Origin of the sequence: Thiosocius teredinicola (assembly GCF_002009425.1) — a bacterium.
GTDB classification, from domain to species: Bacteria; Pseudomonadota; Gammaproteobacteria; order Chromatiales; family Chromatiaceae; genus Thiosocius; species Thiosocius teredinicola.
Map to the genome: position 1 here is coordinate 660238 of NZ_CP019936.1, position 13367 is coordinate 673604.

16 protein-coding genes are annotated in these 13367 nt (G+C 61.8%); 6 read left to right on the plus strand and 10 right to left on the minus strand.

Annotated elements, in window-relative coordinates; genetic code table 11:
* The first annotated feature begins 58 nt into the window (after window positions 1-58).
* Both B1781_RS03125 and B1781_RS03130 read left to right on the plus strand, forming a co-directional pair.
* Entirely contained in the window at window positions 59-745 is a 687-nt protein-coding gene (locus tag B1781_RS03125) for a response regulator (protein WP_078121896.1), read from the plus strand.
* 6 nt (window positions 746-751) lie between these two features.
* Window positions 752-2059 (plus strand): ATP-binding protein, encoded by a 1308-nt coding sequence (locus tag B1781_RS03130; RefSeq protein WP_078118275.1) that lies wholly within the window; start codon window positions 752-754, stop codon window positions 2057-2059.
* Here B1781_RS03130 and B1781_RS03135 read toward each other — a convergent pair.
* The 4 genes from B1781_RS03135 to B1781_RS03145 all read right to left on the minus strand — a co-directional run bounded on the left by B1781_RS03135 (window position 2053) and on the right by B1781_RS03145 (window position 4845).
* Window positions 2053-2931 carry a helical backbone metal receptor gene (locus B1781_RS03135; protein ID WP_164513232.1) on the minus strand — a complete coding sequence of 293 codons (879 nt, stop codon included), beginning with the start codon at window positions 2929-2931 and terminating at the stop codon, window positions 2053-2055. The two genes, B1781_RS03130 and B1781_RS03135, sit on opposite strands and share 7 nt — an antisense overlap.
* A complete protein-coding gene (gene ampE / locus B1781_RS22715; RefSeq protein ID WP_125931849.1) occupies window positions 2928-3839 on the minus strand; it encodes a regulatory signaling modulator protein AmpE in 912 nt (303 codons plus the stop codon). Before ampE ends, B1781_RS03135 begins: the two co-directional genes overlap by 4 nt.
* Before the next feature lie 83 nt (window positions 3840-3922).
* Entirely contained in the window at window positions 3923-4477 is a 555-nt protein-coding gene (ampD, locus tag B1781_RS03140; RefSeq protein ID WP_078118276.1) for a 1,6-anhydro-N-acetylmuramyl-L-alanine amidase AmpD, read from the minus strand.
* A complete protein-coding gene (locus B1781_RS03145; RefSeq protein WP_078118277.1) occupies window positions 4474-4845 on the minus strand; it encodes a thioredoxin family protein in 372 nt (123 codons plus the stop codon). Before B1781_RS03145 ends, ampD begins: the two co-directional genes overlap by 4 nt.
* A 376-nt stretch (window positions 4846-5221) precedes the next feature.
* Between B1781_RS03145 and B1781_RS03150 the strand changes: the two genes are divergently transcribed.
* From B1781_RS03150 to nadC, 3 genes are all read left to right on the plus strand, one after another.
* A complete protein-coding gene (locus tag B1781_RS03150; RefSeq protein ID WP_164513233.1) occupies window positions 5222-7414 on the plus strand; it encodes a DUF1631 domain-containing protein in 2193 nt (730 codons plus the stop codon).
* 73 nt (window positions 7415-7487) lie between these two features.
* A complete protein-coding gene (locus tag B1781_RS03155; RefSeq protein ID WP_078121898.1) occupies window positions 7488-7832 on the plus strand; it encodes an FKBP-type peptidyl-prolyl cis-trans isomerase in 345 nt (114 codons plus the stop codon).
* Window positions 7832-8686 (plus strand): carboxylating nicotinate-nucleotide diphosphorylase, encoded by an 855-nt coding sequence (nadC, locus tag B1781_RS03160; RefSeq protein WP_078118279.1) that lies wholly within the window; start codon window positions 7832-7834, stop codon window positions 8684-8686. Before B1781_RS03155 ends, nadC begins: the two co-directional genes overlap by 1 nt.
* Window positions 8687-8763: 77 nt before the next feature.
* On the opposite strand, the gene B1781_RS03165 is transcribed toward nadC, so the two are convergent.
* Window positions 8764-8991: a hypothetical protein gene (locus B1781_RS03165; protein ID WP_078118280.1), complete on the minus strand. Its 228-nt coding sequence runs from the start codon at window positions 8989-8991 to the stop codon at window positions 8764-8766.
* A 152-nt stretch (window positions 8992-9143) separates the two neighbouring features.
* Here B1781_RS03165 and B1781_RS03170 point away from each other — a divergent pair, with 152 nt between their 5' ends.
* Window positions 9144-9821 (plus strand): FKBP-type peptidyl-prolyl cis-trans isomerase, encoded by a 678-nt coding sequence (locus B1781_RS03170; protein ID WP_078118281.1) that lies wholly within the window; start codon window positions 9144-9146, stop codon window positions 9819-9821.
* A gap of 6 nt (window positions 9822-9827) precedes the next feature.
* On the opposite strand, the gene B1781_RS03175 is transcribed toward B1781_RS03170, so the two are convergent.
* From B1781_RS03175 to B1781_RS03195, 5 genes are all read right to left on the minus strand, one after another.
* Window positions 9828-11024, minus strand: a complete 1197-nt coding sequence (locus B1781_RS03175) for an SUMF1/EgtB/PvdO family nonheme iron enzyme (RefSeq protein ID WP_078118282.1) — start codon at window positions 11022-11024, stop codon at window positions 9828-9830.
* A 118-nt stretch (window positions 11025-11142) separates the two neighbouring features.
* Complete coding sequence (locus B1781_RS03180) at window positions 11143-11541, minus strand: glutaredoxin family protein (protein WP_078118283.1); 399 nt, start codon at window positions 11539-11541, stop codon at window positions 11143-11145.
* Window positions 11538-11852: a BolA family protein gene (locus B1781_RS03185; RefSeq protein ID WP_078118284.1), complete on the minus strand. Its 315-nt coding sequence runs from the start codon at window positions 11850-11852 to the stop codon at window positions 11538-11540. The genes B1781_RS03180 and B1781_RS03185 overlap by 4 nt, the downstream gene beginning before the upstream one ends.
* Before the next feature lie 114 nt (window positions 11853-11966).
* Entirely contained in the window at window positions 11967-12935 is a 969-nt protein-coding gene (locus B1781_RS03190) for a PDC sensor domain-containing protein (RefSeq protein ID WP_334223865.1), read from the minus strand.
* 21 nt (window positions 12936-12956) lie between these two features.
* Window positions 12957-13280, minus strand: coding sequence for a DUF1820 family protein (locus B1781_RS03195; protein ID WP_078118285.1), 324 nt, complete (start codon window positions 13278-13280; stop codon window positions 12957-12959).
* Window positions 13281-13367 lie beyond the last annotated feature (87 nt).

Below are 13367 nucleotides of genomic sequence, written 5' to 3' on the forward strand. Positions count from 1 at the left end.
TAGGGAGCGTTCGGTATCATCGGAGAATATAAGGAGTAGGAGAAAGGAGATGTCTTCGATGGCAGTGCTTCTGGTGGACGACGATGTCGCACTGGTAGCCATATTGCAGGAGTATCTGGAAGCCGAGGGCTTTGACGTCAAATCGGTACACGACGGCGAAACCGCGGTTGCCGAGGCATTGACGGGGCAGTACGCGATCGTGGTGCTGGATGTCATGATGCCGCGTATGACGGGCATCGAGGTCCTCAAGCAGATCCGGGCTCACAGCCGTTTACCGGTATTGATGCTCACCGCCAAGGGTGACGAGACCGACCGCATCGTCGGCCTGGAGCTCGGCGCCGATGACTACGTTCCCAAACCCTGTAGCGCACGCGAGCTGGTGGCGCGCATTCGTGCCATTCTGCGGCGGGCGCAGGGCGGTGAGGATGACGACGACGCCGATGCGTCGATCGGCAACGGCGTACTGCGACTGTGGCCGGCGCAACGAAAGGCCGAGGTCGCCGGCGAACCGCTCGATCTGACCAGCACCGAGTTCAACCTGCTCGAGGTGCTGGCGCGCAATGCCGGCCGCGTCGTCAGCAAGGCGGAGCTATCGACCCACGGTTTGGGTCGCCCGCTGGCACGCCACGATCGCAGTATCGATGTGCATCTTGCCAATATACGTCGTAAGCTCGATGGCCATGGGGCCGCGCGTGATTGTATTAAAACGGTGTTTCGTCGCGGGTATCAGCTGATATCGGACTGAGACAACGTGGGTCGACTGTTCTGGAAGTTTTTCCTGGTCTTTTTTCTCGCGCAGTTGACCACAACCGTCGGTGTCGGCCTGGCGCTGTGGTTGCGACGCCCGCCCGCAGTGGATGTTGCGCAGGGAACGGGTGTAAGGCCGTCTGATTTCATTCTGCGCGGGACCCTCGGCACGGGTCCCCTCTACGAAGGTTGTGACCTCAACGCACCTCCGGCTTCGAGGAACGGCCCATGCGTTTCCGTCGCCTATTACGAGAGCGTGCTGACGAGCGTGCCGCGGGTGGCCGAAACCAGCGCACTCGCCCTGCGCACGACCACCGCCGGAAATGCCGGTCCCTGGGGGCTGCAGGACAGTTTGGTGGCGGCCGGCACCGAAAGAGTCCAGGGTGCCATTTTCCCCCTCGTTCCATTGATCGCCGGGCTATTTGCCAGCCTGATATTTGGTGCGCTTTTGGCTGTCTATTTTTCCCGTCCCATCCGTCGTCTGCGCGGTGCGGTCGACGCCGCGGCACGCGGTGATCTGGCGGTAAGGCCCGGTGCCGATATGGGCCGGCGTAGCGACGAACTGGCCGACCTGGCACGTGACTTCGATCGCATGGCCAGCCGGCTGCGCGGTATGGTCGAGAGCCAGCAACGCCTGCTGCACGATGTCTCGCACGAGCTGCGTTCGCCATTGGCCCGACAGCAGGCAGCGATCGATCTGGCGCGTCAGCAACCGCATAAGCTGGGCGTGTCGCTCGACCGGATCGAGGTCGAGCTGATCCGGCTGGACGCCCTGGTCGGCGAGTTGCTGACCTTGTCCCGCCTCGAAGCGGGAGTGAACAGCGGGCACGTCGACGAAATCGACATCGGTGAGCTGTTGACCGAGATCGTTGATGATGCGGCTTTCGAACTCAGTTCGTCGACGCGCAGCATCGTCATGCACCTGGGGGTGCAGGCGCACGTCTATGGGCAATACGAACTGTTGCGGCGCGCCATCGAGAACGTTGTGCGCAACGCTACCAAGCACACCGCCGACGGCACCCAGGTGACGGTTCTCGTGACCATTACCCGCCACCGGCTGCGCATCCAGGTCTCCGATCGCGGTCCCGGCGTTACCCCTGACGACCTCGACACGATCTTCCAGCCGTTTTTTCGCAGCGGAGACGGTGCTGCGGTGTCCGGGCATGGACTCGGCCTGGCGATCGCGCGGCGCGTGATCGAGGCGCACGAAGGCACGGTGCAGGCAATGAACCGGCCTGGTGGCGGTTTGAGCATCGAGATCACCTTGCCGATAGCCGATGATGCGCTCGACAGCGGGGCGCGCAGCTACTGACCTGCAGTGGCTGTGTGGTCGCTTGACCGCGACTTCACACTTGGTTCTTCATGCGCGTTCAAGCGTTTTCGTTTGTCGCACAATGCCGCGACCGCGTCGGCAAGCCGTGGGCCGGGGCGCGATAAGAGGTTGGCGAGTCGGTCGTCTTTTGAACCGTCGAACGTACGCTTCAGGCTGATCCGGGGATAGCCGCGGTACCTCAACGCCGCTTCGTCGGCGATCACGAACACGCCGCGGTCCTGCGCGTGAAACACGTTGGAAAATCCGCCGGTGCGCAACGCGGCATTGATCCAATGGCGACCGCCCACGGTCATCGTCGGTCGATCCCATACCTCGATATAGGCAGGCAGCAATGCCAACGCAGAACACGGTGTGGCGGTTGCTTGCTCAAAGGCTGCAGCGCGGGCCGCGGCCGTCGACGCGTGCCCGGTCAAACGCCCGATAGCGCGGATGTTGGCGGCGACGTCATCGAGCGAGGCAGGTTCGCTTTGAAAAAGCGGGATGCCGGCGGCGTCCAGCCAATCGAGATCGCTACGGCGATTGCCCGAGTGCCAGGCGACAACGAGGTCGGGCTGTAGCGACAGCAGGAACTCGCGGTCGAGCGGTCCGGGTCCGCCGATGCGCGGCAGCCCGTGGGTTTCGGGTGTCGATGGGCTGGCCACGGCGACCGCGACCAACTGGTGGGCCGCACCGGCCGCGACCACCAATTCGGTGGCGTGGGGCGACAGCGCGACAATGCGTTGTGCCGGACCCGGAAGCTCAATCGTGTTCCCGAGATCGTCAACCGCAGCCGTGGGGTGAACCGGGTCTGCGAAACAAGAACCGATGCTGCAGAGCAGTAGCGCAAGGCTGGTGGAAATGGTTCGGATCAAGCGAACGCCGCAACCAGGCTGCCCCCGGCTATCACCGTGACCCACATCGCGAGGGTGCGCCAGACGAGCGCAGCGGCATCTTCGACGATTGGCGGAATCAAGGTCGCGTCCAGTGAAACCGCGCCGTGCGCGTCGGCCTCCAGCAGTTCTTCGTCGAAGGTGTCGAGTGCAGCCAAGCCGGTTTCGCCGAGCAGCTGGTCGGCTTCGCTGTCGTCGGTTCGTGATGGCATGAAGTCGAAGGTGCGCCACGCGTGGGCAACGGCATCGAAGTTGCCGGCAACCGCGTAACCGGCCGCCGTCAGACGCGCCGGTATCCAGTCGACCAGGTTGCGTAGCTCGAAACTCTGCTTTCGCATGCCGGATGGGCACTCGGTATCGCGTGCCCGCTCGCTGACAAGGTGAACGGCGCGGTAGGCTGCCGCGCCGACCGGACCGAAGACAACGAACCAAAATATCGGGCCGATCAGCCGTTTCATGCCGAGCGTCACGATCGCCCGCGCGACGGCCAGCGAGCGAGCCGGTTCGGTGCGCGCTGTTTCGCCGGCGCACAGCGTGTCGGCGATCGTATCTGCCGCTGCGTGATCGCCCTGGTCACGCGCCGTAATGAAGGCGTCGGTGTCTTCGCCGAGATCACGCGGCCCAAGGCTCAGTAGCAGGATGAAGGCGCCGTAGGCGAACGCGAACAAGCCGCCCATCGACCCGGTGACCTGCTGCAGCAAGGCGACGACTGCCAGCGGTAGCAACAGCACGAGAATCACGCCCCATGGCGCCGACATTAGCCGCGACCCCAGCGGTGACCGCATCAGGCTGCTGCAATAGCCGTCGAACCACGCGTGCCGGCGTTGCGGCCGATGTTGTTGCAGCACCCTTTCGACGAAGAGTGCCGCAAGTACGGTCAAAATGGTCATTGAATAGGTAATCTCGCATAACGCACGGCGCTGCGCCGTTGCCCGGGGCGATTTTACGTGATCGGCATCTTGCGTGCCGCGTATCAGCACGCCTGGCCGATCATTGCGCGGTACCGTTGCCAGTCAAACAGCGGGCCAGGGTCGGTCTTGCGCCCGGGTGCGATGTCTGAATGGCCGGTGATGCGCTCGATGGTAATCGCCGGATAATGTTGCATGATCTGCGCCGTGAGCTGTGCGAGGCGCTCATATTGCGCTGCGGTAAACGGCTGGTCATCGCTGCCCTCGAGCTCGATCCCGATCGAGAAATCGTTGCAGCGCTCGCGCCCTTGAAAGCACGACACGCCGGCATGCCAGGCGCGTCGGTCGAGGGCGACGAACTGGATGCAATCGCCGTTGCGACGCACAAAGAGGTGTGCCGAAACCCGCAGCTCGGCAATCGTCGCGAAATAGGGGTGAGCCGCCGGATCGAGCCGGTTGAGGAACAGGTCTTCCACATAGTCGCCTGTGAATTCGCCCGGCGGCAGACTGATATTGTGGATCACCAGCAGGTCTGTCTCGCAGTCGGTCGGGCGTTCGTCGGCGTTGGGCGAAGGGCAGTGCCGGGCATCCGCCAACCAGATCCCGCTGGGGGCGTTCATGGCGCCTCCTCGGCTGGTTGAGCGCGTGCGGCCTGTACTGCTTCTATGATCGACGCGCTGCGTGCCTCGGCCTGCAACTGATGGTGAAATGAGCCGTTGATAAATAAAAAAATAGTTGGTAAATGAAACACTTGGAATTCGTTGGTCAGTGCCTGGTCGCGTGCCGCGTCGACCTCGAAAAGGTGCCAGGTCGGCTGGGACGATTTGACCTCGAGCAGCACGCGGCGCAGATGCCGGCAGCTACCGCACGATACCGAGGTGAACGCTACGATCGTTATTCCCTGCAGCTCGGCCAGACGGGCGTGGAAATCGAATTGATCCAGAAAAGGGATTGGATCGCATGCGTTTTCTAGAGTTGGGTCACACATAAAAGACTGATGAAAAGTCACATGTTGCCGATAACTTACACCGGAAGGACAGCGATCGTCAGGTGGTGCGACGGTGGCAAAGGTTCTCGCTACAAGGGCGTAAATTCTCCACTTCGCCCCGGTATGCAGATAAATCGGGTGACGGTGTGACGACTTTCACCGGATCAGACAAGTGCCGAGTAACCGAGACTACGAATCGACCAGCGCTCACTACACTGCCTTGGGCTGTCCTTATGAGTTGTAATAGCGAAGGCGCTTGCGGCGCTGTGGGTCCGCGTACGTCAAATGTCAGAGGTCAACGAACATGGTGAGCGACAACGTAATCTCATTCGCGCAGGGGGCGAACAGCCCGCGACGCAGGTCGGCTGACCCTCGCATGCAGCAACTCGTTGCAGCCTGCCGCGCTGAGATTGCCGAAACCCTGCCGCGACTCACGCAGGAGTTGTTCGAGCACATCGACGATGAGCTGTATCAACTCGCCGACAAGTCTTCCAGCGATGTACTGCAGACTCGCTATTTCGACGCCATGCGTGAACTGCGCAAGCTGCGCACGACGATCGAGCAGAATTTCCTACGCGCCCACCTGTCGAGTTTCGAGAACTTCTGGACGCAGCCCGGCAGCGTCGAAGAGCCGCGCACCCTGGACGACGCCGGCGACGAACTGACGCTGGTCGACGAGGAGGAGCTGGAAGAGAACCTGGCGGTGAGCGGCATGGTCTCGAAGGCCGAGAACCGCTATCACCGTGAGCTGTTCGCGCTCAACATGCGCTTCGCGCAGATCGCGGGCATCCCCGACCTGACGACCAAGCTGAACCCGGTCGGCCCTTCTGCATTGGCCGAAGGTTTCCGTACGGCGCTGCGTCTGTGGGAAGGCGACCTCAGCGTGCGTCTGGTGGTGTTCAAACTGTTCGATCGCTACGTGATGGGTTACGTCGGCGGACTGTACGACGACCTCAACGACAAGCTGATGGAAGCCGGCATTCTGCCGAAGATCGTGCAGCGCGCACGCCGTAATCCGATCGCACCCTCGGTGCAGCGCGCGCGCGAGAACGCACCCGTCGAGCACGTGGGAGACGAGGGGCAGGCTGACTATCACGGCGGCGCAGATACCACCCAGGAACAACAGATCCTGAACATGCTCGGCCAGTTGCTGTCGATGCGGCGCGGGCATGGTGCGAACAACCTGTCATCGGTGCGCCTGCCGGGCGGTGGCGATGCTGCGCATCACCAACACCTGCCGCCGGTTGCGTCCAACGACCTGGTTGACGCCTTGAGTCATCTGCAGCACGAGGTTTCTGTCGAGGCACCGGTTAGCCTTACTGAGATCCAGCAGTTGCAGGCCGAGATGCTGGTCAGCCTGGGACGTGAACTGGAGATGGGTTCGCGCGAAGTGCCGGTCAAGCGTCTGAACTCCGTCGACCAGGACGTGATCGACGTTATCGGTATGCTGTTCGATTTCATCCTCGACGACAGCAACGTGCCGGATACGATGAAGGCGCTGCTCGGCCGGCTGCAGATTCCGATGCTCAAGGTTGCGGTCATGGATCGCAGTTTCTTTGCCAACAAACAACACCCGGCGCGCCGTCTGCTCAACACCCTGGCGCGCGCTGCCATGGGTTGGGTCGACGATGGCGATCGATCCGCGAAATCGCTCTTTGGACGAATTGAGGCCGCAGTGAACCGTATCCTGAGCGACTTCAGCGACGACGTTAACCTGTTCGTTCAGGTCTATGACGAATTCTCGAACTTCATCGAGCGCGAAGCGCGCGGTGCCGAAGTCGCCGAAGAGCGTATCAACCAGGTGACACGTGGCCAGGAGCAGTTGCTGATCGCCCGCCGCCGGGTTGCCGAGGTGTTGAATGAATTCCGCACCGAACAGCCCGACCTGCCGATGGCCGTGGTCAACATACTGCGCGAAGGCTGGCACGACGTGATGCTGCTCGCTTACCTGCGTGAAGGCGAAGACAGTGCGGCATGGAAACACGCCTACGACGCCGTCAATGAGCTTATCTGGAGCGTGCAGCCGAAGGCCGAACCCACCGAGCGCCAGCGTCTGCTCAAGGCGATTCCCGAATTGCTGAAGAAGCTGCGCGACGGCCTGAACAACATCTCGTTCGATCAGCACCGTGCCGGCCAGTTGTTCAAAGAGTTGCAGGCGTGTCACATCGCAGCGCTGCGCGGCGAGAACAACGAACCTGCCGCCGAAGATGCCGACGAAGTTGTACCCGAAGGGGTCGTGTTGGCCTCGGAGCCGGAACCCGAGATGGTCGAAGACGAGTTCTTGGACAAGGCGAAAAACCTCGCGGTCGGTCAGTGGTTGGAATGGGAAAGCGACGGCAATTGGGTGCGCGGCAAGTTGTCGTGGCGCAGCGAGGTGTCGAGCAACTGCATCTTCGTCAACCGCAAGGGCATGAAGAGTGCCGAGATGACGATCAACGATATCGCCGTGCTGTTCCGCAATGAACAGGCGCGGTTGCTCGAGGACATCAACACGCCGCTGATGGACCGCGCGTTGAATGCGATGCTGAATGCACTCGGCGACGACGACAAGCCCGCCGAACCTGCCTGACGAACGACCGGTCCGATACAATAGGGCGTCGGCATCGAGCCGGCGCCTTCTTATTTCTACCAGGGGAATGCCGATGGCAGAGCAGATGACCGATTCGGGATTGAAGTTCGAAGACCTCACTGAGGGCAGCGGCGACGTCGCCACGCCGGGCCAACGCGTCAGCGTGCACTACACCGGCTGGTTGACCGACGGCAGCAAGTTCGATTCGAGCGTCGACCGTAATCAACCGTTTGAATTCGCCTTGGGGCGCGGGATGGTGATTCGTGGCTGGGACGAAGGTGTCGCCGGCATGAAGGTCGGTGGCAAACGCAAACTGACCATTCCACCGCAGCTCGGTTATGGCGCCCAGGGGGCCGGTGGCGTTATTCCGCCGAATGCCACGCTGGTATTCGAGGTCGAGTTGCTGGCCGTCGGCTGATGACGAGTCCTGCCCGGAATCCGGAACAAGCGGCGATCGATGTCCAGGTTCGCCAGGCGCTGGATGAAGACCTGGGGAGCGGCGACCTGACGGCCGCGTTGATGCCGCAGGATGCACTGGCGGTTGCCGACGTGGTCGCCCGCGAGGACGCGGTGCTGTGTGGCGTCGAATGGTTCAATTCGGTTTTCAGGCAGTTGGACGCCACGTTGAGCATCCAGTGGTTTGCGGGCGACAGCGATCGGCTGCAGAAAGACCAGGTAGTCTGCCGCATCGAGGGTCCGGCGCGGCCGATTCTGTCCGGCGAGCGTACGGCGTTGAACTTTCTTCAGACCCTGTCGGGTACCGCGTCGGCCGCCGCAAGGTATGTCGCGGCCGTAGAAGGTACATCGGCGGTCATCCTGGATACGCGCAAGACGATTCCGGGTCTGCGTCAGGCGCAGAAATACGCGGTTGTCTGTGGTGGTGCGAGCAATCACCGCGTCGGGCTGTACGACGCCGTCTTGATCAAAGAAAACCACATCCGCGCAGCCGGTTCGATCGCTGCCGCGATGGTCGCGGCACAGGCCAATACCGCCGACGGCACGATGATCGAGGTGGAGGTCGAAAACCTCGATGAACTCGAACAGGCGCTAAAGGCCGGGGCACGGCGAATTCTGTTGGACAACTTCGACAATGCCGCCCTGATCGAGGCGGTGAAACGGACGGATGGTCGTGCCGAACTCGAGGCCTCCGGCGGGGTTAATCTGGATACTGTGCTCGATATTGCATTGACCGGTGTGGACTACATATCGGTCGGTCAATTGACCAAAGACGTGCGCGCTACCGATTTCTCGATGCTGTTCGCCACGTCGTAAAGCGGCGATCGTTCCGGCGCTGCCCGGAGAGCGAGTCAGGCGAATCGACGCCGACGAATCGACTCGGCCAATGTCAATCAGGCTTTGACGTCGAGCAGCGATCCCAGCAGGGTGTCGGCGGCTTGCAAGGTCTTGATGTTGGCCTTGGCTGCGTGCTCGTGCTGCTTCAACTCGACCATGGCGCGCGTCATGTTTGTCTGGTCCCCCGGTTTTGACGCCCGTGCGATCTCGGCGGCGCTGCGAGCCATGCCCTGGGTACTGCGTTGAATACCCTGCAAGGCCGAATCTGTCATTTTTCCGATCATGGTGTCTTCCCACGATTCCCGTACTCGCTACCTATAACGACACGACTGAATGCGGGTTTATAGCACCGGATACAATCTGTGAAGTCAGTTCTGTGTTTCAGGGCGAAGCTTCGTAAACTGGGAGTAGACTTCCCGAAGTACTGGATAACACGATGAAAAGAGTCTTTTTTGTCCTTCTGATGTGGTCGCTTTCCGGTCTCGTCGTTGCTGCCGACGAGGCGGGCTTGAGTGTCTCCGAGCGCTACAGCTATGCGATGGGTGTAAGGCTGGGGCAATTGCTCAAGGGGCAGGGCGTGCGTGATCTCGACAGCAAGGCCTTTGCCGCGGCAATCGATGATGTATTGGCGGATCGGCCGTTGCGTCTGAGCGAAACCGATATGGTGAACGCCATCCGCGAGCAACAGCAACAGTTTGCCCAGCAGCGTGATTTGCGCGCCGCTGAGAATCTCAAGGCGGGTCAGGCCTACCTGACCGAGAACGCCGGCAAGGCAGATATCGTCGTGCTGCCCAGCGGGTTGCAATACCGCGTGCTCGAAAGCGGCAAGGGTGCTCAGCCGCAGCCGACCAGCACGGTTCGTGTGCATTATCACGGCACCTTGATTGACGGCACCGTCTTCGACAGTTCGGTGGATCGCGGCGAACCGGCTGAGTTTCCGGTGGGCGGTGTGATTCCGGGCTTTCGCGAGGCCTTGTCGTTGATGCACGTAGGCGATCGCTGGCAGGTGTTTGTGCCCAGCACCTTGGCCTATGGCGAGCAGGGTGCCGGCGCCGACATCGGCCCGAATGAAACCCTGATCTTCGAGCTGAGTCTGCTCGATATCGTCAAATAGTCCGGGCTATTCCCAGGCCGCCTTGCCCGGCGGCATGACCAGGCGGGTACCGGCAAAGCCACAACGCTGCGTGACCTCGGCGCATACGCGGAAGCTGGCGCGACGCAGTGCAGGTTGGGTATGCAGGCAACCACCACGTTGCACCAGGCCTTGGTCGTCGGTGCAAGGTGCCAGCACCGGGTCGTCGGGCGCCTGGTAGTCGGGGTAGGTATGGAAAGCATTGGCGCACCATTCCCAGCTACGGCCGAACCCCTCGATCTGGCTGAGGCGCGCAGCGACCTCCCATTGGTACTCGTGTTGCGGCACTGCGCCGCTCAGCCCCTGGCCGCGGGCGGATGCCCAGGCAGCGAATGCGCCTGCCTCGTGCCCCGATAGGCCTGCGACCGGCTCGTCGGGATGCAGGTCCATCGGGCCGTTGATCCCGATCGAGTACCAGTGCCCGCTGCCATTCCGCCTCCACGCCCAGGGCGCGCCGACCTGCAACTGGTCGCGCCAATCTCGTCCCTGCTCGTCCCACCAGCCGTCGTCGCGGTATCCGCCGTCGTCTACGAATGCCAGGAACTCGGCGTTCGATACCGGTTTGCGCTGGATGCGGAAGGAGTGCAGCTCGACGACCTGCGGCGGCGTTTCATGAGTAAACACCGGGCCGCCGCGGGCGCCTATCCGGTAGTGTCCCTGGTCGATGCGAACCGAATCGTCTGCCGGCAGTTGTGGCGTCAGCGGATTCTCCACGACGTGATCTTCGCCGGCCAGCGTGGCACTGCGCGCGGTCAGCACCGCCAACAGCCACTCGTACAGCAACGCCTCACGCTGCGCGAGATGCCACACCAACCAACTGTCTTTGAGCAGGTCGTGATCGCGCAGCTGCCCCGGATTGGCCAGCAAGGTGAGATGCTGATCGAAGACCTCGTTGGCCCAGTTCAACAGATGTTCTCGTGGCGGCAGCTGCTCATCCACGGGCGCTGCGTGTCCCGGTTCTGCGTCGAACAGGTGGCGCACGCGGTCGGCCAGGTCGGGATCCCCCTGCACCCTGCTTCTCAGCAGATGGAGTTCGAGATAAACGGCCCGGCCCAGCAGCCAGCCGGCTGACGGCAGGGCTGGATCAAAGCGCCTGTTGCAATCCCGCGACGGCAGGTTCTCGATCAACTGCAACAGAAGCTCATGGGTACCGGCGAGTGCGCCGAGAGATTGTGGATCGATCATCGAGGCGGCATGGCTGATTGGTTGTCGGTCGGCGGTGATGCCCGTCAGGCTTCTAGTCTGCGATTACTGCGCGCATTGACGATGCAATCAGGCGGACACCTCCGCCATACACAGTTGCTCAGGCATGATCGGGCGCGGCTGGAACGATGGACCGCACCTGATCTTCGAGGTACTCGATGATGTCGCCGGACTCGTACAACCACTGGTCGTCGCCGTCCTTACCGGCGATCAGCAGGCAGGGTACCTGCAATCGACCGCCTTCGGCGAGCAGTTGACTGCGCCAGCGTGGGTCGTTGCGCGCGTCGCGGGTCTCGATGTTCAGGCCGAGGCGTCGCATTGCGCGTCGGGTCTTGACGCAGAAAGGGCAGGCCTTGAACTGGTACAGCGCAAGGTGGCGGGTGGCGTCATCGATGACCGCCTGCTCTGCCGGATCGCGCTGCGGTTTACGCGGCGCGGTGAGAAAGTCGATCAGCAGGATCAACTGGCCAAGCGGCCAACGTATCAGATTGAAGATCATGACTTGCCTCCGCCCAGGCAGGGGGGAGAATCAGGGGCGGCGCCACCTTTTTCGAACCACTCGTTGGGCGTCATCGTATGCAGTGCGAGCGCGTGGATCTGTCCCGCCAGTTCGGTGCTCAGCGCGCTGTTCACCGCGCGATGGCGTTGCAGCAAGGGCTTGCCATCGAATTGCTCGGTGACCAGGACGATCTTGAAATGGGACTCGGAGCCTGCCGGCACATTGTGCATGTGGCTCTCGTTTTCCACCTCGAGGTGCAGCGGCGCGAATGCATCGCGCAGCTTCTGTTCGATCTGTTGTTGAACTTGCATAGCTAAACCTCTCAAGCCGGCGCGGTCTGCGAATATGGCAGATGCGCTGCAGCAGCATCATTGGCGGTCATTGTACGCGGAACGCGCAATGTTCCCTAACGGGCCGGGGCAGCCTCAAGCAATGCCGTCCCAGAATTCGGAGTCACGGGCCAGGAACTCGTCGACCGGGATGTAGTGCGAGCCGTCGCACGAGAAGTTCAGGCCGACGATACCGTTGAAGATGTTGATCGAGCCGGCGCGCAGGTAGATGGTGTCGTCGGCGTAGCGCAGATGCTTGAAGGTGTCGAGAATCGGACGGATCTGCTCCTGCGGTACGACGGCCTCCTTGGGATAGTCGCGATGCGGAAACGCCAGGCACACGTCGGCATCGGCCAGGTCGTCGTATTCGAGCAACTGGTATCGGTAGGGGTCGTCGAGCAGCCAGATCGTCGCCCGACTGCTGGAGAAATGGATCTTCAGGTGGAAAACGCCGTTTTCCATCACCAGTTCTTCGAGGACCGGCAGGATCATATCGATGTGGTCGTCGAGTCGGCTTTGGATGCGGCATTGTTGAAAGACATGCCCGCGAATCGCGGGGTCGCCCTTGATCTGGCGCCAGCGCGAAGGCTCCGAGTACAGCTCCTTGGTGATCGGCAGGCCACGCAGGTCGAAGTCACCGCCGAGGTAACCGATGAGCTGGTCATTCAGGTAGACGCGTTGGATGGCGGTAACCGACGGCCGCTGCGCACGCAAACTGATATAGGCCTCGGACAGGGTCATGTCTTTGCGTTTCGACAGGTGCTTCATGTACGGCCGGTCGGCGCGATCGCGGCCGTAGTCCTCGAGTATCAGGCCGTCCACCGAGGCGTTGGCGCTGACCTGTTTCCCCTTGGTGTCGAGGGCGTACAGGTAGGTGACGTACGGCACCTTGGGCAGCGACTCCATCAGCAGGTGGTCCAGGGCCGGTTTGTCGTCCCACACCTTGGCGCAGCGTTTCGCAACCCGGTGCATCGGGTCGATCAGCATATTGTGCAGCGTTGCGCGCTGGCGCAGGATGCGCTGTCGCAGGGGAGAGTCGGCTGCATTGATATCTACGTCGGACACGTCGTTGCCCTTCTGATTGGTTTAGCTTTTGCGCCCATCGGGCGGTGAGAAAGGGAAAGGTGTGATGTTGCTCATCATGCCATCGGCTTCCAGGATTTTGTTCTGTCCGCGCTTCTCGACTTCTTCGATGCGGATGACGGCATGCAGCGGCAGCATCAGACGCTGCACCCCGGCAAACTCGGCCTTGAGCTTCTCTTCTGCCGGATCAATGACTACGGTCGTGTGTTCATCGAACAGCAGATCGCGTACCTCGATGAAGCCGTACAGGTCACCATGCGCAACCTGTTGCGCGTGAATCTGGTAAACCTTGCCGTTGCTGTGGAATGAAACGCGAAATATGCGCATCGGGGCTCCGGACGTCCGCAAAGCCGGTATTCTAACGCCAATGCCTTGCGGGCGAACCCCGCCGGGGCATTCAGACGATGCGGTATG